We start from the raw sequence: 18,366 nt of genomic DNA, 5'->3' as shown, positions 1-18,366 counted from the left end.
TTATTGGATATAACAAGTCTCAATCATTTATGAACCTCTTCCAATGCCCAATGCCCGATGCCTAATGCCCGATGCCCCATTACCAATTACCCATTACGTAGATATAATGTTTCAAAGTTTTTTCATGGGTGGCTTTGAATGTTCTACCCACAAATTGCGATCGGGAAAACGCCTCGATGTCACCGCCGCCACCGGCCACGATAAGTTTGCAGTCGCCGACTACCAGCGATTGCAACAGCAAGGCATTTACACAGTCCGCGAAGGCCTCCGCTGGCACTTAATTGAACAGTCGCCCGGAAAATACGATTTTTCCAGTTCCCTGCCAATTATCCGGGCCGCCCGCGACATGAAAATGCAGGTAATTTGGGATTTGTTTCACTACGGCTGGCCTGACGATATTGATATTTTCAGTCCCGAATTCGTGACCAGGTTTGCAGATATGGTGCGCGCTTTTATGGAAGTGCTAACTGAGGAAACAGACCAAATACCTTTCGTGACACCTGTCAATGAAATTTCATTTATTGCTTGGGCGGGCGGGGAAGTTGCTTATATCAATCCCTTTGCTAAAGGAAGGGGAGACGAGCTCAAAACCCAGTTGATCAAAGCAGCGATCGCAGCGATAGAATCAGTTTGGGAAGTCAATCCCGGCACCCGCATCGTTCAAATCGACCCCACAATTAACATTATTGCCGATCCTGACAAACCGGAGGATCGGGACGCGGCAGAAGGTTATCGCTTATCTCAATATCAAGCTTGGGATATGTTGGCGGGACGCTTTCGCCCGGAACTTGGCGGCCAGGAAAAATATCTCGATATTATTGGGTTGAATTATTACGATCGCAATCAGTGGATTCACAATGAAGAACCCATGAAATACACCGATCCGCTGTACCGCCCGTTTGGTGAAATGCTGCAAGAAGTTTTTGAGCGCTACCGCCGCCCCTTATTCATCGCCGAAACGGGTACTGAAGACGATTTTAGACCTGTCTGGTTTAATTATGTGTGCACTGAGGTAATGGCCGCGATGAAAGCAGGAGTTCCGATAGAGGGAATCTGCTTGTATCCGATTGTTAACCATCCGGGTTGGGACGACGACAGGCACTGTTACAATGGTCTCTGGGATTATTGCGATGCAAAGGGCGATCGGGAAATTTATCAGCCTTTGGCGGATGAATTGCAGTTTCAAAGGCAGCAGATTGAGCCGTTGCTGAAGTCGCGCGATTGATAATTGCTTCTGTAGGGTGCGCTGAAGCGCACCTTAGACTAAATATGCCTTAACAATACTAAATTTGATTTCCTTTGTATTCGCTCAAGCCAGCATAAAAGAGTCAAGTTCATCTACATTGTGAATAATCTTGGAATCAGAAACGCCATAAGCTTCAGCTAATTCGATACTAGCTTGCAATCTCAATTCGAGGTTTAAGTTACGATCGAAAGCTGCTTCTGCTAAATTGCCCAGTCGTTCGTAGGTAGCAACAAGATTAGCAACAACTGCCTTGTAAGCTCGATCGATTTGAGCGAGGGACTGTTGATAATATTGTTGCACTTGTCTAGCAAGATGAGTATCTTGTCCCAATAACTGCTTGCAAAAACCAGTCACCATTCGACCCGCGATCGCACCAACGACAGCGCCAACAACAGGAATCGGAATCAAAGCTTGTCCGATAGTAGCTCCAGCAGCAACAATGGCTGAATCAGCACAAGCAAATAAACTTAATTCAACGAATTGATCGCGAGTAATTTCCCCTCGATTCAAACTACCGACTAAACTAGCAACTTCCAAGCCTGCACTAACAAAAGCACCAGCTAAAGGTGCAGACATTTGGGTAAAATTGGTTAACCCATAAATAGCTGTTGCCGATATACCACTAAGTGCAGCTCCTTTTGCGGTATCAATTCCAATTTCTTGCCAGTCTTCGGGGGTTAACTCACCCTTAAAAACGTTTTTACCTTGCTTATACTTAGCGTAAAGCTTAGTAGCAAATCGAATACTACCACCAATAACCGCGCCTTTAACAGCAACGTTACCAAAATCAGCCAGAGTAGGCTGAGCCTCGTAGCGTATCCCATCCTTAATTTGTTTTTGTTCTTGCTTTAATTCATGCTCTTTGCGGTCTATCGTATCGTCAACTTTGCCTATTTGGACATCTTCATAGTTAGACGATCCAGCTTGAACAGTCTGACTGAAAGGACGACCAGACATCTGTTCTATTTCTTGAGCTTTTTCTTGTATTTTTTGAGCAGTACGACTTGTTATTCCCTCGACTTGTTGCCCTTTCAATATTTTATCAATAATTTCATATTGGTTTTTAGGGATATGGTAATATGACCCATCTCTGCCAAAGTTTTCGTATTTCTTCATGTGGTCGAGAACGTGGTCTAAATTATTGCCAACCCCATTCACAAATTTAGACTGTACTTTAATACCATCAATTAAATAATCTTCCGGCGCTGTTCTACCTACTCCCTCAAAAGTAGCGCGAGTTTCAGACGAGCTCAAAAGAGATTTTGCATTGCGAATACCAACTTCCACTTGCTCAGCTATTTCACCGTGTTTTGTGCTTGTGTTTCCCAGAATTTTTTCGGGCCTACCTACAAAATCACGAACTTTATCAATCTCTCCGACCGCTGCAAAAAATGCTCGGTCTTGTTTACTGAGTTCCGTTGCAAGCTGTTCTGCATGGCGCAGATTTTCCTGGGCTACTATTGCAGCAACGAATTGAGTTGTCAGATGTCTATCTTCTCTGTTTTCCATGTTTAAAAAAATAGCAGCATTACTCCCTAATTGCTAGAGGATAATGCTGCACTCCAAATTATAACTACATTTTCAGGTCTACGGTCTTTTTAATAGACTCGCTCAGGGAAGTAATGGAATTGATTAAAGTCCCCAGCCTTTGTTTGAGAGCTTGGCTAAAATTCAGGTAATTCAAAGGTGCATTCTGCTTGAAGTATTGCAGTTCACTTTGAATCAAGTTAGCTAGTTTGACAGTTTCCCCCTCCAGAAGATTGACTTCTTTCTTGGTTATGTTGACTTTAGCTGTGTCACCTTCAATTTCAAGAGCGCGGTTGTTGGCTTCGTTCCCAATTTTCTCATTCTCGCTACTTGTCCAAAAAGCACTACCAGCCAAAGCTACACCACCAATTCCCCAGCCAATCGGCCCTGCTAGTGCCAGCAGTGCATTTCCAGCCACCATACCGCCACCACCCACAGTAAGAGCGCCACCTCCTAACCAGGCTAAAGCAGCATTAACGGCGGCTGCACCGGAAAGAGAAGCAATCGCAGTACCTGTTGAGGCTGTTCCAAAAGTTGTGGCAATTGCCATTGCTGCTGCTGGCCCAAAACAGGCAACTCCTGCTCCAGCCATGACTCCTGCACCACCTGCTGCTGCTACATTGCTGTTATGAGCCGCATAAATTAGATCCCAATCTTTGCCAGTAATTTCCTTGAGCTGAAACTTCAGTTTTGTAACGACGTTGCTAAACTCTTTTGGCGAGTTTGCCAACGTGTTAATGTAATTTTCGCATAGTTGGATAATATCAACCCCACGATTTACTCGCGTTTGATAAAGACTTCCAGCGGCATTTTCTAAATACTCACAATCTCTTTGGTACTTTTCTACTGCACGGCGCAGTTTCTCTTGTGCCTCTTTTTTGTATTCGTGGTTAAACATTTACGGGTAAATACCTAATTATGAGGAGTTTGTGTGGATAACTCTGTCGAGCAGAAAACGGTACCTCGCAAGAAGTGAGCCTTGCCCGAATTTCCTGTGTAAAATTAGTCACGATCCTGCTTTCCCTGATACTAATCTAACTACCCTTAACAAAGAAACTAATAAGCATTAGGAATCGTGTTAGACTTTGATTATAAAGAATCCAGAAACCTATCCCCTGCAATGGCATCCTCTAACGATCGCTTCTCCGAAGCTGCCCGCGACTGGGACTTAGAAACTCTTTACACAGACCTAGCATCCGCCAAGGGAAAGCGGCTCACGCCCACAGAAAAACAACATCTACGGGGTCTACTCTGCGGCTACAGTCCCGCCGAAATTGCGGAAACGCTCAGTAAAAACCCCAAGGGAATCGCGGTAGATTTCTGTAATACTTTATACCAATATGTAAAAAATCTTGTAGGGAAAGGTGATGAAAAGGTAGAAAACTGGAGGAAGATTTGTGAATGGCTGGAGGACGCAGGATATAAAACTCAGCCGTCTCCCGAACCTGAATCAGGCGATTGTTTACCAATAAAATTCTTAATAAAAAAAGCAAATGTAGTTGTTGATAAAAATCAAATCCTAGTTGATATCAACCTGCGAATCGTAGCCTCCTCACCTTCAGAAATTCCCATTATAGAAAAGTTTGATATCAATGCCAATGGTGCAAACTAACGAAAAGGCGATCACACGCATCAGCTTAATGTTAAACCGACCGTCGGGCCATCCGTCAGTCCGCCAGCGGTTGAAACCCCTGCCTCAAAGCAAAAGTCCTCTTGCATACGACTGAAGAACTCATTAGTGCTCGACCGAGCACTTAAGGTATTAACCAAAGACTTAAGACAGGGGTTGAAACCTCTACATCACACAGGACTTACGCAGGCACACTATATATAGTATGCCAAAAAAAGGATCTCACTTTTTCTCTCATAAAGAGCGATCGTCACGAGATTAAAAACTTGATGGCTCAAAAAACCACCAACTCTCCTGTTCAACAAGAAATAAACGTAACCCTGGCAGGTTTAAATTCTCTTTAATTGGTAATTAATTGCTAATTCTGATAATTGATTTAATCAGGGGAGTTACGCATCAACACCAAAGAAACCAAACTAAATAAAGCCGGTTTTTGCGGTTGCTGCAGGCTGTGACGGGTCTTCTGGGCAAAAACCAGGTTTCTGGCTACCCGTGCGTAAGTCCTAATAGCAATAAGGGGGGGCAAAATGCCCACCCCATATACTAGATATCACTTGGATATCAGACTTAAATTTTCAATACCCCCAGGGGAATTCGAATCCCCGTCGCATCCGTGAAAGGGATGTGTCCTAGGCCTCTAGACGATGGGGGCGCGTTGCGTTTGCTTGTGTTCCGCACCTTTATTACCTTAACTAATCTTTCCCAATCTGTCAACTACTTTGCGAAACTTTTTTTTCTATTCGTCCCAAAGCTAGTCACAGTAGGCTTTGAGGATACGATCGCAATTGTTGATCGCCCCGGAGGTGAGCAATCTCGAACCGGGGGTGTTCTGGGTGGGGATGCCCAAACAAGCAACGGGGGCCATCTGGCCGAACTTCATGGCGATCGAAGCATCTCTCCCAAAACCGCTAATTACCCCCAACAGCACCTCTAAGCCGGCTGCTGGGTGCAGTTCCCCAATCCTTCATCGTACAGCCCGTAGTGGTCCTAAACCAGCACAACCGGGCTGTCGCCGTCAAGAATCGGCTATTGAGCCACCAAGCTTGCAAATTTCCCAAGCAATCAGCGCATCCAACGGCTGGCACTGCGTAAAATACAAAGCGCCAGCCTCCGCTCCTTCGCCGACGACACCAAATAAACATTAACCGCAGGGTAGCCCTGCATAGCAAGGAAAATGTGTTATAGTTTTATCCTTTTAAGCTACCTTGAATTTTAGCTTATGAACTGTCCCAAGTGTAACTCTAAATACATCGGGAAAAATGGTCGCACTCGCTAGCGATTAGCAAATTTTTAAAGGTCGAGATTGTGTCAGACAATTCGTCATGAATCCCAGAGATCAACCGATTTCCTTAGCAACAAAAAAGTTGATATATCGACTTTTATGAGAAAAGATTATCTCGGGCTGGGATTGTGAGGGCGACTGGGGTTTCGTCACGGTGGTTGCAATACTATGTTAATAAAAAATTAGGAGTTGTAAACAGAGAAGTAGAAGTGAAGTCAAAAAAGAAAGGGAAGCTCACAATTCAATGTGATGAAATGTGGTCATTTGTAGGTAATAACGATAACAAGCAGTGGAAATAGCTGGCAATGGAAGCATCAACTTTCATAAACTGTAGGAGTGTATATGGGCAAAAGAGAGCAAGCTGGCGCTCAAGGATTATGGGATTCTTGTGCGACCTGTTCCAGACTCACTGTGCCGTAAGTTATACAGACTTTTGGAGTGCCTAGGTCACAGTTTTTCCTCAAAAAAGATCCAAGGCAGTAAGAAAGGAGACTGGTCTGACAAACTATATAGAAAGATTTAATAATACGATGAGACAAAGAATATCTAGATTGGTGAGAAAAACTCTTTCATTCTCCAAAAAACTCTCCCATCCAATTGGGGCTATTTGGTATTTTATTCATGAGTAGAACGCCAGTTTATCTATTCATTAAAACCCTTGATTTTCCTTGCTAGGCAGGACTACCTATCTATTCTTAGGCGTCGTTTTCACATGAACTCCACCGTCTACACTCAGTCCGCGAGGTAATATTACTACAGAATAATCGGATAAAACTCAAGCAAAGTAAGATGGTAGATTGACCGGACATCATATCCGAAGGAAAAATTAAAGTCCTTACTGCCAAAAACAGCAAGGACTTTAACCGTTCATCCCTAAGTTTTAAGGACTACAGTGCTCACTACAAACTAAACTAAATACTGCCCATTACTTCACGAGCTGCCGCCAAAGTTCGATCGACATCTTCCTCAGTATGAGCCAGAGAAGTAAATCCCGCCTCAAACTGCGAAGGAGCAAGATAAATTCCGTGCTCCAACATTCCCCGGTGAAAGCGGCTGAACTTCGTCAAATCCGACTTCTTCGCATCATCGTAATTGTGAACCGGGCCAGCCGCAAAAAACAAGCCGAACATCCCGCTAATTTGCCCGCCACAAGCCGCGTGTCCCGCTTCCTTAGCAATTTTTAGCAATCCATCAGACAGTTTTTTGGTAATCTTATCCAACTGTTCGTAAGTGCCGGGTTTTTGCAGCAATTCCAAAGTCTTAATCCCAGCAGTCATCGCCAAAGGATTTCCCGAAAGCGTACCAGCTTGATACATCGGGCCAGCAGGAGCTACCATCCCCATAATATCCCGCCTTCCCCCGTAAGCTCCCACCGGCAAACCGCCACCGATAACTTTACCCAAAGTAGTCAAATCCGGGGTGACACCGAATCTTTCCTGAGCTCCGCCGTAGGCGATGCGGAAACCGGTCATTACTTCATCAAAAACTAACAAAGCACCGTTATCTTTAGTAATTTCCCGCAAACCTTCGAGAAAACCTGCATCCGGGGTAATAAAACCAGCATTCCCCACCACTGGTTCGAGAATTACGCCTGCTATCTCGCCGGGATTTTCGGCAAATAAAGCTTTGACTGCTTCTAAGTCATTGTAGGGAGCGTTGAGGGTATTGGCAGTAGTGGATTTCGGGACGCCTGGGGAGTCGGGAAGGCCCAGAGTTGCGACGCCGGAACCGGCTTTTACCAAGAACATATCGGCGTGTCCGTGATAGCAGCCTTCAAATTTAATCAGTTTATCGCGTCCGGTGAAAGCTCGCATCAGCCGCAAAACGGCCATACAGGCTTCGGTGCCGGAGTTGACAAATCGCACCATTTCAATGCTGGGAACGGCATCGATGACCATTTCGGCGAGTACGTTTTCCAAAAGCGAAGGTGCTCCGAAACTCGTACCTTTTTCTAAGGATTCGTGAAGGGCTTTGATGACTTCCGGGTGGGCGTGGCCACAGATGGCTGGGCCCCAAGTACCTACATAGTCAATGTATTGGTTTTCGTCAACATCCCAAATGTAGGCTCCTTTTACCCTGTCAAAGACGATGGGCTGTCCGCCTACGGATTTGAAGGCGCGGACGGGGGAACTGACGCCACCTGGCATCAACTTCTGGGCGGCTGCGAAAATTTCTTCTGATTTGGTGGTTTTCAAGGTTGTGGAAACCAATGTTTTCTCCTTAGTGAACGTCTGTTGTTGGTAGAATAATTTTATAGCCAGTTCAACATAAAGGTTAGGTCGATTCAAGGAAACTATTCTAGTAGATTTTAGGGTACAAACCAATGAGTAGCAATACTAGCTTGGGTTTTTTAAGCTTTGTCGCCCTAGCACCGTGAAGCGAAGCTATCCCGTAGGGAATCGCCCTAAAATGTAATTTTTTGTAAAATACTTCTTGACAATTTAGCCATCACTTGCTCAAACTTCTCTCTTCCTCTGCCTCCTCTGCGTTCTCTGCGGTTAATAAAAAAACAATCTCCGACAGGAAAGCGTTAATCTATATTACAAAGTTGAAATAAAATTATGTCTACTACTGATTTGTCTACTTTGAGCCGATCGATCCCAATTGAAAAGATTCGTTACGACGATCGCGGTTTAGTGCCTGCGATCGTCCAAGATTATTTGGACGGTACGGTGTTAATGATGGCCTGGATGAATCGGGAGTCGCTGCAAAAAACGCTCTCTACCGGGCAAACTTGGTTCTGGAGTCGATCGCGCGCCCAATTGTGGCCCAAAGGCGCGACTTCGGGACACATTCAAAATGTCAAAGGGCTGCGTTACGACTGCGATAGCGATGCTTTGCTGGTGACAGTGGAACAAGTCGGAGATATTGCTTGTCACACCGGAGAAAGAAGTTGTTTTCACCAAGTTGATGGGGAAATTTCACCGCCGCCAGGGGATATGTTATCTCAATTATTTGCGGTAATTTGCGATCGCCGCGACAATCCTAACGAAAGTTCTTATACTTGCAAGTTGTTCGAGGGCGGCGACAACAAGATTCTCAAGAAAATTGGCGAAGAGTCGGCGGAAGTTGTAATGGCTTGCAAAGATGACGACAAAGAGGGGATTGCTGGGGAAGTTGCGGATTTATTTTATCACGCTTTGGTTGCTTTGGCTCACCATCAAGTGGATTTAAGAGCAGTTTACCGCAAATTGGGCGATCGACGAAAATAATCGGTAATTGGGAATTGGGAATTGGGAATTGGTATAGCCTTTTTCACAAAGATGAGGTATTCACGAATTAATTAACAATTCCTCAATCCCCAATCTCAACTTGTACCTCATATTTTCTCAAACTTCTCTAGGTAAGGGCGGGTTCACCAACAATATTGGCCACTCACAGACAAGAGAAATAAACCCGCCCCGCCCCATGCAGAGGCTATATTTTTCCGACTCTAGAAACTAAAAGTAGTGCGGAGAACCCCCACCCCTACAGTATCATTATCCTTAGTACCTTCAGGATTGAACAACACAAAAGCACCCGGTGTAACGCTGATATTGTCGTTAACTTTGAAACGATAATAAGCTTCCAAATGATAAGGAGTTGCCTTATTTGCCTGAAAACGAGCACCGCCACTTACCGAATCCCGATCCAAAGGCTGTCCAAACAGAATACCTGCATTATTGCCCTGTTTGAACAAATCTCGGAAATGGAAACCTACCATCCAACTGTTAAAAGTTGTAGAAGCATTGCTTCTTTCAGCATCAGCAATGATCCAACCTCCATAGGTAGAAACAGCTAATTTCGGAGAAAGCCGCCAAGTTGCAGTACCGCCAAACGAATTCATCCTCACCCCGCCACTAACAGGTTGTCTATCTCTTCCCAAAATTGAACCCAAATCCGCATCAGATAATCCTGTGGCAAGAATATTCAATTGGTGGCGACTGTAAGCGTAATTCAAACCAATGTCAATGCTGCTAGTGGGTTTAATCGTTAACTGTGCCGCAGCAACGGTACTGCCATTAAATAAACCCGCACCCAACGGAGTAGCTGGAAAGCCTAAATCGTTGGGCAAAGCAGCATTTACACTGCCGTACAAAGCTGTAAGATTGACTTTTTTGGAAAGGTTCCAAATAAACCCACCTGCCGATGCCAAGCCACTGCCTGAAGTGCCGCCGGATACGCGCACAACAGGGTTGTAACCTCCAAACCTAGAAATAGATTCTTGCCCTTCTCCAGCGAAAGGAGTGATGGCTTGAAAAGCATCAGAAGTTTCAGCTTTCGGGCCCGCGAATAGAGTGATGCTGTTAGAAACTGGAAAAACGTAAAGCAGTTTGTAAAGTTCAACAGTATTGGCGCCAATGCTAGATAAATTCTGAGGATTGATTCCGGGGAATTGCGGCTCAAAACTCAGCCTTGCCTGACTGTCAGACAAACCGCTAAATGCCCCCGTTGACAAACCCAAATCAGGCCCGAAGCTGCGAATGTTGTAAGCTTGTAAGCCTGTTATTAGGGTATCTTTGCCCGTAAAACTGGTCAGCAGATTCAGCCGCAGTCGGTAATTGAAGACTGTTTGAGTATCGCTATGATTGTTTTTCGTAGTATCGGCAACGCTAAAAATTGCTTCGCCACTGAGTTTAGTTGTTGTCGAAAATTGATTGGCTTCTAATTCGGAGGTACGGGCTTCCAAAGCATCGACTCTACCGCGCAAAGTAGCTAATTCTGCTGCAAATTCTTCTTGCAGTCTTTGCAGTGCGGTTAAGTCTTCTTTCGTGGCTAAATTGGTTGTACCTGCTTTAATTAGCTCGTTAACCTTATCCAAGCAAGCGTTTAAACCGGCGGCAAACTCGTAGCGAGTCATTGCCCGATTGCCTCGGAATGTGCCGTCAGGATATCCCGCTATGCAGCCGTATCTTTCGACTAAAGATTGCAGGGCTTGAAATGCCCAGTCTGTCGGGCGCACGTCGGATAGTTGAGATACAGATGTTACTTGCTGGAGTTCGCTGGATTCAGAAGTTTTGCTGTTGGTTGCTGCGGGTTCTAAGGAAGCGCTGTTTTCGATTTCAGCTAACTTTTCGGAAGTAGAAGTTTCTGTTTGGGCAATTATTGGTGCAGGGTTAGGGGCGGGAATGACAGATGTTTTTTCTGTGACTTCTGCTGGTGTCTGCGAGTTTTGGGAAGGGGCAACAGATACTTGTTCTGTGACGGCTGGGGCTGGGTTTGCTGGTTTTTCGGCTAAGTTTAATGAGTTTTCCCCGGAATTTTCTGCGGTTAATGCTGCTGTTTCGGGCAGATTCAGGTTGGCAGTTTCTTGGGGGTGATTGGCGAGTTGATTGGTTGTTGAGACGGTGTTGTCAACTTGCAGCCCCTCAACTAATTTTAACTCGGATATTTCAGGGGCCTTGACGTGATTTTCAACAGTTGTATTCAGGCTAATTTTAGCCTCGGACTCTTTTAACTCTTCACTACCTAATATTTTTTTTTCGGCGGGAGGCATCGCTGCCAATGGTAAAGAACCGGCAAGTATATACAGTAAACCTACTGCGCCAGCACTAAATAGTAGATGTGCTTTCACTAGAACTCCTCACAAATTTGATAGTAAAATTGCTATTAGCTTTCTAGGAATTGTAAAGCTCTGTGGTATCGCCAACCACAAAGTCTTGAGTTAATATTTTTTATAGGTCTAATAAAATAAGTAAAACAACCGCCTGCTATCAGAGCTTAAGGCCGCTAGGCATTTTTTGCGAGTTAGTTATTTATCTATCGGGTGGGTTAAAGTATCACAAAAGTTGTATTTTAGCAATTATTTTTTTAACATTCGATCGAGCTTTTGCAAAATAACCACAGCCGCAATCACACTAACAGCCAAGCCCAACCAAAAATTATCGGCCGCCCATTTACCTCTATCCAAAGCCAAACCGCCCAGCGGCGGCCCGATTAAATAGCCGATCGCCCAACACTGAGAATTAACCGCCAAATACACGCCCCGCAAAGACTCTGGGGCTAAATCCACCACCAAAGCCGAAGCAAAAGGCGTATAAGCAACAGTCGCAACCGACAAAAAGCTCAAGCCTAAAACAGCTAAAAATAGATGGCCAGTTGCAGCCATTCCCGTCAAGCCGATCGCGATAAATCCCATTCCCCACAGCAGCGCCGAAATCATCAAAGCTTTCGAGTGGGAAAACCGCCTCAAAGCTTTAACAACCGGCAGTTGCAAAGCCACAGTTAAAAACGTGCTAAAAGCAAACAAAACGGTAATTGTACCAGTAGAAAAACCTGTTCCCGTCCCCACCGCGACAAACTTGCTAAAGTACAGCGGCATTGTGGTTTGGATTTGGGAAATATATAATGTGAACAGAGTATTTACTAAAGCATAAACTAGAAGACTGCGATCGCTGAGCGCCACCATCCAGCCATTTTTTAGACTTTTTTTGCCTATATCGGCTGAATTAGCTGGTTTGTAGGTTTCGGCGATCGCGATCGCCACCACCGCAAACAGCACTAAAAACGAGATACCATCAATAATAAAGAGCGAGCGATAATTTCCCGTTAACTCAATCAACAAACCACCTAAAATAATCCCAATTTGCAAACCCAAATTATCAGCAAGTCGCGTCAAAGCAAAAGCCTCCTGTCGTTGTTCACCCTCCGTTAAATCCGCCACCATCGTCTCGGTTGGAGGCCAATACAAACCCACACCAAAACCCATCAGTAAATTGCCCGCAATTAAGCCAACGAAATCATTAGTCGCCGCCAGTACAAAAGAAGCCACAGCACAAATAACTGCCGCCAGCAATAAAGTTCGCCGCCTTCCCCAAAATTTAGAATCGCAAAAAGAACCGCCCAAAATTCGACCAAATATGCCCGAAACTGAACCACTACCCAAACCAATCCCAACAGCAGTAGCAGATAAACCCACGCGATCGACAAAAAATATCGGCGCGTAAAATAAAGTAAAACCGGTGCCGCTTTGGGAGAGGAATCTGCCGGCGGCTAGAATCCAGACTTGAGGGGGGAGACGGGGCAACCAAGATGATAATTGAAATTTAGGCATATACAGTTAAATTAGGAGTTATTTCTGGACGCAAAAACCTGGTTTTTTATGAAAGAAATACGTTAAGGCTTTTAATCCCGGTCAAAAACAGATATCTTTGGTCGCAGTGCATAAGTCCTGTGAGTAATTATTAATTTATTCCGTACTTTTTCCGAATTAGTATTAGTTAACGGCAGTGATGACAAACATAAGTGAGCTTAACAATTCTTCAGGGTATGTTACACAAAAGTTACCATTAATTTAAAAATACTTAACAGAATTTTAGAAAAAAGTTAGTTAAACTCTAGAAAAGGCAGAAGAAAATTTTAGAGGGTCTAATTATATGACAGCTATTACAACATCAAGAGTGGAATCAATCAAACCGCGCTGGCAAGCAATTGTCATGGTGTCTCTAATTTTCTGGCTCAGCGGTAGCCTGATTTTGGATCTAGTAATTATGCCCAGTCTCTACATATCTGGCATGACGACATCTCCCGAGTTTGCAACGGCGGGGAATTTAATGTTCTGGGGATTCAACCGCGTTGAGTTAATCTGTTCGGGCCTGGTGGCAACGGGTGTGATGGTTTTGAGCAATTTAGTCGGTGACTTCGGCAAGCGCAGCCGCACAGCAATCTTATTATCATTGGTACTTCTGGCGATCGCCCTGATTGACACCTACGCCCTGACACCCCAAATGAGCGCCTTGGGAATGCACCTAAATCTGTTCGATTCCGCAGCAGAAGTGCCCGCCGGGATGAATCTACTGCACCAAGGCTATTTGGGATTGGAAGCCCTGAAGTTGGCTGTCGCCGGTACGCTGCTCGGCTGGTGCTACCAAAACCAAGTTTAATCGACACAATACTCAGAGGTGGAGTTGAGAAAAAAAACTCAACCAGCAGCGGGGGGCGTGAATTCACGCCCCCCGCTAATTTTTTAAATTTTAGCTATCGAAAACGATGCTTGAATTGCAGCCATTCTGTATTCATCGGCGTTAATCTGTGTTTATCTGCCCTCATCTGCGGTAAAAAAAAGAGAATATGTTAACCGCAGATGACAAGGGATTGACGCTAATTCACGCAGAGGTCGAGAAGAGAGATAGGAATAATTCCGATGCTAACAGATTTGATATAACTATACTGTCCAGTTTCCTGACCCGCCCAAAAACAGATACTTGTGAACGACTCCTGTTGTGGAAAGATAAAAAATTTAGACTCTTGATCAACTTCCTACATTCATCTGTGGAGTAAATCTAAAATCTAAAATCTAAAATCTACCGACAGCAAGCCCTACTCGGATGCTTCTGGCAAATCTGCTTTCGGCCACAGCAAGCGCAAGCCCATCACCGCAAATCCGATCGCCGCGAGTCCCTTTACCAGTCGTTCCGGCAACACCTCAGCCGTGCTGAAGCCGATCGCCACACCGATTAAACTCGCCAGCAGCAGCGCCGACGCGGTGCCGAAAAATACAGCCCGCGGCGAGTTACAACTACTGCCCAAGGCGATCACAGCTAATTGACTTTTGTCTCCCAATTCTGACAAAAACACTGTAATAAAACTAATTCCCAAAAGTTGCCAGTCCATGTTTTTTTTAGTTCTTAGTTAGCTATTGTAGAAATCTAGGACTTACCGACAAGGCAGACAATTAACCCAGCACTTCCCACAGCAGAACCGCCGAAATCGCCAGTAAAATCACTCCGGCTGCTCTCTCCAAAGTTCTCGGAGCAATCCGACTAGCCAGCCACCTTCCCAGCAACACCCCCAGCAAACTGGTTGCTATCAAAGCCGAACCCGCACCCGCAAAAACGATCCAAGGATTTCGAGATTCAGCCGTCATCAGCAAGATTGCGAGCTGAGTTTTGTCTCCAATTTCAGCCAAAAAAATAGTTGCAAAAGTCGAGGCAAAAATTGCCCAGTGCTTGGGCTTCAGTTTGTTTTTTTCCTGACAAATATCGGGATTTCCACTCCCTGATAGTTCAGAGGGCTCCGGGGTTAAAGGAGCATAACTTTCAGAAGCCTCTTTTATTTGTAGTTGTACCTGTTGTGGCAAATCGTAATTGGGGTTTACTGAGTCAGAAGCAGACAAGCTTGGCGGAACAGAATCAAGTTTCACGGGCAATGAGTGCTAAAAGCTATTTATTTTTGACTTGTACTTTTGATTCTAACTTTCTCTGTGCCTGCTTTTACCAAACCAGGGTCATCTTTTTCCCCCGAGCTTTCAGCAACTGATTCCTGGAACAACTTACCGCACCCCAATATCGATAGAAGCCCCCAGATTTATCTGTCGAGTCAATCTAAAATCTAAAATCTAAAATCTAAAATTGACTGACTGACTTGTTCATGTGCCGTAAGTTCGATCGCCCGCATCTCCCAAACCAGGTACAATAAAGCCCTGTTCGTTGACTATTTCGTCGATCGTTGCCGTGTAAATCATCAAACTCGGGTACTCTGCACTCAGCCTCTTCAAAGCCGGAGGAGCAGCCACCACAGAGATAATCCGAATCAAGCTCGGGTCAATTCCCCGCTTCGTCAATTCCTGCATTGTCGCTATAATCGTGCCGCCCGTAGCCAGCATCGGCTCGCTAATTATCACCCGCGTTTCCGGGTTAAACTGCGCCGGCAATTTGTTCAAATAACAAGTCGGTTGCAGCGTCTCCTCATTTCTTGCCATGCCGAGGTGGTAAACCGAAGCCAGCGGTACAACCGTCTGAATTCCTTCGAGCAGTGCCAAACCCGCCCGCAAAATCGGTACTACAACTAACGGAGCTTCCGGGTTGATAAAAGTCGCCGGACATTCGCCCACAGGGGTCTGCACCGTTGTTTCCACTGTCGGCAGCCATTCTCGAATTGCCTCGTAAGCCAGCCACCTTCCCAATTCTGTCATCGCAGAACGAAAAAGTACCGAGGGCGTGGCGGCGTCGCGGGCAACAGCCAGCCAGTGTTTAATTAATGGATGCGGGGGAACGTAAACGCGCAGTTGCAGGGACATTAGGAAATTGGGGAGATTGCTAGGTTTGAGGATTTTATGCGGTGCGGTCGCTCCTCTTCGAGGGCTTCGCCAACGGGCGATCGATCGCTCTGTGCAACTTATCACATCCTTGAGGGCGCATACAAGCCAGAGATTGAGTTAGACCCCATTCGCCGATCAACCTCCATCAGCTTATTGAAATATTTTACCAATAGTATTGACATTAATTAGCAATAAGACTATAGTGATTTTTAGTGTTCTCCTCTCAAAGGATCGGCAGACGGGGGCAGTCGGCAATGGTAGACTGTTCCCGCATTTTTTTTTTTAGCTGGGGCATTAGGCATCGGGCATGGAGCAGAGAGGGCATCGGGCATCGGGCATCGGGCATCGGGCATTGGAAATAGTTTATTTTTGTTCCTTCTTCCTTCTTCCTTCTTCCTTCTTCCTTCTTCCTTCTTCCTCCTTCTTCCTTCTTCCTTCTTCCTTCTAGAGCGATCGACTGTAATATTATAGAAATTATTAAGATTTTTAACCGAATGTCAGCTCCTACCCAATCCCAATTATTTTCTCCCAACTCCCGCCATACACAGCAAGAGTTTGATGTGATTGTCATCGGTTCCGGCATTGGCGGACTCGTGACAGCCACCCAGCTAGCCGCTAAGAAAGCCAAAGTTTTAGTGCTCGAAAGCTATACAATTCCGGGGGGTAGCGCTGGATATTTCGATAGAGAAGGCTACAGATTTGATGTCGGGGCCTCCATGATTTTTGGTTTCGGACAGCGTGGCACCACCAACCTCCTCACCCGCGCCCTGAAAGCAGTCAACGTCACCTTAGAAACGATTCCCGACCCCGTACAGCTTCACTATCACTTACCAAGCGGCTTGGAACTTGAAGTTCCCCAGGCTTATGACAAATACTTGCAAGAATTAACTGACAGATTCCCTCACGAACGCCAAGGAATCCACAAATTTTACGGCGAATGCTGGAACGTCTTTAACTGCCTCAACGGGATGGAATTGCTATCCCTAGAAGAACCCGGATATCTAGTCCGAGTCTTTTTTCAGAATCCCTTAGCCTGTTTGGGATTGGTAAAATATTTGCCTCAAAATACTGGGGACATTGCACGGCGCTACATCAAAGACCCTACTTTGCTGAAATTTATCGACATGGAATGCTACTACTGGTCTGTAGTACCTGCCGACTTGACGCCGATGATTAACGCCGGAATGGTATTTTCTGACAGACATTACGGTGGCATAAATTATCCCAAAGGCGGAGTCGGTCAAATCGCCCAAAAATTAGTAGAAGGATTAGAAAAATGCGGCGGGAAAATTCAATACAAAGCTAAGGCGAAAAAAATTATTACAGAAAACGGCCGCGCTGTCGGAGTCGAGCTAGCAACCGGCGAAGTTTACCGCGCAAAGCGCATCGTTTCTAACGCCACGCGCTGGGATACTTTTGAGAAATTGCTGCCCGCAGAAGAGATGCCCGCTAGCGAGAAGAAGTGGCAGCAGCGCTATCAAAAAGCCCCCAGTTTCTTGAGTTTGCATTTGGGGGTGGAAGCAAGCGTAATCCCTGCAGGTAGTGCCTGCCACCACATTTTGTTAGAAGATTGGGACAAAATGGAAGCGCCGGAGGGGACTGTGTTGGTGTCAATTCCGACCGTGCTCGACCCGGATTTAGCTCCCGCAGGATATCACATCGTTCACGCTTTTACTTCGAGTTGGATGGAACAGTGGGAAGGACTTTCGCAGCAGGAATACGAGGAGAAAAAGGAAGAGGCGGCAGGGAGAATTATTGAAAGATTAGAAAAGATTTTTCCCGGTTTAGATGCCGGTTTGGATTATATGGAAGTTGGGACAGCGCGCTCTCACCGCCGCTTTTTGGGGCGCGAAGACGGAACTTACGGGCCGATTCCGCGACAGAAGCTAATGGGTTTGCTGGGAATGCCGTTTAATCGAACTTCTCTGCCTGGTTTGTATTGTGTGGGCGACAGTACGTTTCCCGGACAGGGTTTAAATGCGGTGGCATTTTCTGGGTTTGCTTGCGCGCACCGAATTGCGGTTGATTTGGGTTTTTAGCGGTCGTAGTAGGGTGCGTCAGATTGTTCGCTTGAAATACGACATAAAATGTGAGTCTTCGGGGCAGCCTACAAAAAGACTAAAAACCCGGTTTCTCTCCAGAAACCGGGTTTTTAACCTCAAAATTGGTGTTTTCCATTCTTTTAATGAGTTTACTGGTCGTAGCTGCCGCCGACGCCGATTTGGGTATTGTAGATTTTCGCATTAGTGATGGTCATATCTTCCATTGATGCGCCGGATACGTCAGCGGTGTTAATGATGGCCGCGGTCAGATTTGCCCGATCGAGGTCTGCGTCATTTAAACTGGCATTAGTCAGGAAAACTTGGGTCAAGTTAGCACTCGTCAAGTTAGCACCTGTCAAGTCAGCACCTTCGAGGTTGGCACTAGATAGGTTTGCTCCTCGTAAATTTGCTTCTCTCAAATCAGCACCAATTAAATGAGCTCCCGTTAAATCAGCTCCTGACAAGTCGCACTTAAAACATTGCCCCGTTGACAATAACTGTTTGACGTGAGCGGGATTTTCAGCGCGAGCCGGGCCGGCCAACAGTAGGGGAGTAATTAAAAAAGTAGCGGCTAATAGATTGCGTTTCATAATCCCTTTTCCTCACCTGACTCTGTATTTA

At 45.5% G+C, this 18,366-nt stretch carries 16 protein-coding genes, 1 tRNA gene and 1 pseudogene; 7 read left to right on the top strand and 11 right to left on the bottom strand.

The genetic code is table 11. The features are described 5' to 3' along the window. The first annotated feature begins 106 nt into the window (after positions 1–106). Positions 107–1,225 (top strand): beta-glucosidase, encoded by a 1,119-nt coding sequence (locus tag QT994_RS12045; RefSeq protein ID WP_333174717.1) that lies wholly within the window; start codon positions 107–109, stop codon positions 1,223–1,225. Between the two features lie 84 nt (positions 1,226–1,309). On the opposite strand, the gene QT994_RS12040 is transcribed toward QT994_RS12045, so the two are convergent. Beyond that, positions 1,310–2,755: a hypothetical protein gene (locus QT994_RS12040; protein WP_333174714.1), complete on the bottom strand. Its 1,446-nt coding sequence runs from the start codon at positions 2,753–2,755 to the stop codon at positions 1,310–1,312. Between the two features lie 64 nt (positions 2,756–2,819). After that, positions 2,820–3,671 carry a hypothetical protein gene (locus tag QT994_RS12035; RefSeq protein ID WP_333174712.1) on the bottom strand — a complete coding sequence of 284 codons (852 nt, stop codon included), beginning with the start codon at positions 3,669–3,671 and terminating at the stop codon, positions 2,820–2,822. Between the two features lie 222 nt (positions 3,672–3,893). On the opposite strand from QT994_RS12035, the gene QT994_RS12030 reads away from it, so the two are divergent. Next, positions 3,894–4,385: a helix-turn-helix domain-containing protein gene (locus QT994_RS12030; RefSeq protein WP_333174710.1), complete on the top strand. Its 492-nt coding sequence runs from the start codon at positions 3,894–3,896 to the stop codon at positions 4,383–4,385. Positions 4,386–4,982: 597 nt separating this feature from the next. Here QT994_RS12030 and QT994_RS12025 read toward each other — a convergent pair. Next, positions 4,983–5,055, bottom strand: a tRNA-Glu gene (locus QT994_RS12025). Positions 5,056–5,170: 115 nt separating this feature from the next. On the opposite strand from QT994_RS12025, the gene QT994_RS12020 reads away from it, so the two are divergent. Beyond that, positions 5,171–5,548, top strand: a complete 378-nt coding sequence (locus QT994_RS12020; RefSeq protein ID WP_333174708.1) for a hypothetical protein — start codon at positions 5,171–5,173, stop codon at positions 5,546–5,548. A 74-nt stretch (positions 5,549–5,622) separates the two neighbouring features. Further along, positions 5,623–6,314, top strand: a pseudogene (locus QT994_RS27810) (IS1 family transposase). Between the two features lie 282 nt (positions 6,315–6,596). Here the strand turns inward: QT994_RS27810 and hemL are convergent. Beyond that, complete coding sequence (gene hemL, locus QT994_RS12015; RefSeq protein ID WP_333174706.1) at positions 6,597–7,895, bottom strand: glutamate-1-semialdehyde 2,1-aminomutase; 1,299 nt, start codon at positions 7,893–7,895, stop codon at positions 6,597–6,599. A gap of 351 nt (positions 7,896–8,246) precedes the next feature. Here hemL and hisIE point away from each other — a divergent pair, with 351 nt between their 5' ends. Next, positions 8,247–8,897, top strand: a complete 651-nt coding sequence (gene hisIE, locus QT994_RS12010) for a bifunctional phosphoribosyl-AMP cyclohydrolase/phosphoribosyl-ATP diphosphatase HisIE (RefSeq protein ID WP_333174703.1) — start codon at positions 8,247–8,249, stop codon at positions 8,895–8,897. Between the two features lie 221 nt (positions 8,898–9,118). Here hisIE and QT994_RS12005 read toward each other — a convergent pair whose 3' ends face one another. Continuing rightward, a complete protein-coding gene (locus tag QT994_RS12005; protein ID WP_333174700.1) occupies positions 9,119–11,239 on the bottom strand; it encodes an iron uptake porin in 2,121 nt (706 codons plus the stop codon). A gap of 228 nt (positions 11,240–11,467) precedes the next feature. Next, the gene (locus tag QT994_RS12000; RefSeq protein WP_333174698.1) at positions 11,468–12,718 is read right to left on the bottom strand and encodes an MFS transporter; all 1,251 of its coding nucleotides are present in this window, start codon (positions 12,716–12,718) and stop codon (positions 11,468–11,470) included. 322 nt (positions 12,719–13,040) lie between these two features. Here QT994_RS12000 and QT994_RS11995 point away from each other — a divergent pair, with 322 nt between their 5' ends. Then, entirely contained in the window at positions 13,041–13,547 is a 507-nt protein-coding gene (locus QT994_RS11995; RefSeq protein WP_333174696.1) for a hypothetical protein, read from the top strand. A gap of 436 nt (positions 13,548–13,983) precedes the next feature. Here QT994_RS11995 and QT994_RS11990 read toward each other — a convergent pair whose 3' ends face one another. The 4 genes from QT994_RS11990 to QT994_RS11975 all read right to left on the bottom strand — a co-directional run bounded on the left by QT994_RS11990 (position 13,984) and on the right by QT994_RS11975 (position 16,274). Beyond that, on the bottom strand, positions 13,984–14,277 hold the full coding sequence (locus tag QT994_RS11990; RefSeq protein ID WP_006635027.1) for a TMEM165/GDT1 family protein: 294 nt from the start codon (positions 14,275–14,277) through the stop codon (positions 13,984–13,986). A gap of 61 nt (positions 14,278–14,338) precedes the next feature. Further along, complete coding sequence (locus QT994_RS11985; RefSeq protein ID WP_333174693.1) at positions 14,339–14,806, bottom strand: TMEM165/GDT1 family protein; 468 nt, start codon at positions 14,804–14,806, stop codon at positions 14,339–14,341. 225 nt (positions 14,807–15,031) lie between these two features. Further along, positions 15,032–15,682, bottom strand: a complete 651-nt coding sequence (gene upp / locus QT994_RS11980; RefSeq protein ID WP_006635025.1) for a uracil phosphoribosyltransferase — start codon at positions 15,680–15,682, stop codon at positions 15,032–15,034. A gap of 244 nt (positions 15,683–15,926) precedes the next feature. Further along, on the bottom strand, positions 15,927–16,274 hold the full coding sequence (locus QT994_RS11975) for a hypothetical protein (RefSeq protein ID WP_333174789.1): 348 nt from the start codon (positions 16,272–16,274) through the stop codon (positions 15,927–15,929). Here QT994_RS11975 and crtH point away from each other — a divergent pair. Continuing rightward, positions 16,198–17,742: a carotenoid isomerase gene (gene crtH / locus QT994_RS11970; protein WP_333174691.1), complete on the top strand. Its 1,545-nt coding sequence runs from the start codon at positions 16,198–16,200 to the stop codon at positions 17,740–17,742. The two genes, QT994_RS11975 and crtH, sit on opposite strands and share 77 nt — an antisense overlap. Before the next feature lie 152 nt (positions 17,743–17,894). Here the strand turns inward: crtH and QT994_RS11965 are convergent, their stop codons facing one another. Further along, positions 17,895–18,335, bottom strand: coding sequence for a pentapeptide repeat-containing protein (locus tag QT994_RS11965; protein ID WP_333174688.1), 441 nt, complete (start codon positions 18,333–18,335; stop codon positions 17,895–17,897). Between the last annotated feature and the right edge of the window lie 31 nt (positions 18,336–18,366).

It is taken from the genome of Microcoleus sp. S13_B4 (assembly GCF_036700885.1).
GTDB lineage: Bacteria > Cyanobacteriota > Cyanobacteriia > Cyanobacteriales > Microcoleaceae > Microcoleus.
Note: the sequence above shows the minus strand (reverse complement) of the source record. Positions and strands in the feature narration are given on the sequence as shown.

Excerpts from the sequence above, each read along its gene's own strand:
- QT994_RS12045 (WP_333174717.1), top strand. The coding sequence starts at position 107 with ATGTTTCAAAGTTTTTTCATGGGTGGCTTTGAATGTTCTACCCACAAA.
- QT994_RS11975 (WP_333174789.1), bottom strand. The coding sequence starts at position 16,274 with ATGACAATCACATCAAACTCTTGCTGTGTATGGCGGGAGTTGGGAGAA.
- QT994_RS12030 (WP_333174710.1), top strand. The coding sequence starts at position 3,894 with ATGGCATCCTCTAACGATCGCTTCTCCGAAGCTGCCCGCGACTGGGAC.
- crtH (WP_333174691.1), top strand. The coding sequence starts at position 16,198 with ATGTCAGCTCCTACCCAATCCCAATTATTTTCTCCCAACTCCCGCCAT.
- QT994_RS11990 (WP_006635027.1), bottom strand. The coding sequence starts at position 14,277 with ATGGACTGGCAACTTTTGGGAATTAGTTTTATTACAGTGTTTTTGTCA.
- QT994_RS12040 (WP_333174714.1), bottom strand. The coding sequence starts at position 2,755 with ATGGAAAACAGAGAAGATAGACATCTGACAACTCAATTCGTTGCTGCA.
- QT994_RS12035 (WP_333174712.1), bottom strand. The coding sequence starts at position 3,671 with ATGTTTAACCACGAATACAAAAAAGAGGCACAAGAGAAACTGCGCCGT.
- upp (WP_006635025.1), bottom strand. The coding sequence starts at position 15,682 with ATGTCCCTGCAACTGCGCGTTTACGTTCCCCCGCATCCATTAATTAAA.
- QT994_RS11995 (WP_333174696.1), top strand. The coding sequence starts at position 13,041 with ATGACAGCTATTACAACATCAAGAGTGGAATCAATCAAACCGCGCTGG.
- QT994_RS11965 (WP_333174688.1), bottom strand. The coding sequence starts at position 18,335 with ATGAAACGCAATCTATTAGCCGCTACTTTTTTAATTACTCCCCTACTG.
- QT994_RS12000 (WP_333174698.1), bottom strand. The coding sequence starts at position 12,718 with ATGCCTAAATTTCAATTATCATCTTGGTTGCCCCGTCTCCCCCCTCAA.
- hisIE (WP_333174703.1), top strand. The coding sequence starts at position 8,247 with ATGTCTACTACTGATTTGTCTACTTTGAGCCGATCGATCCCAATTGAA.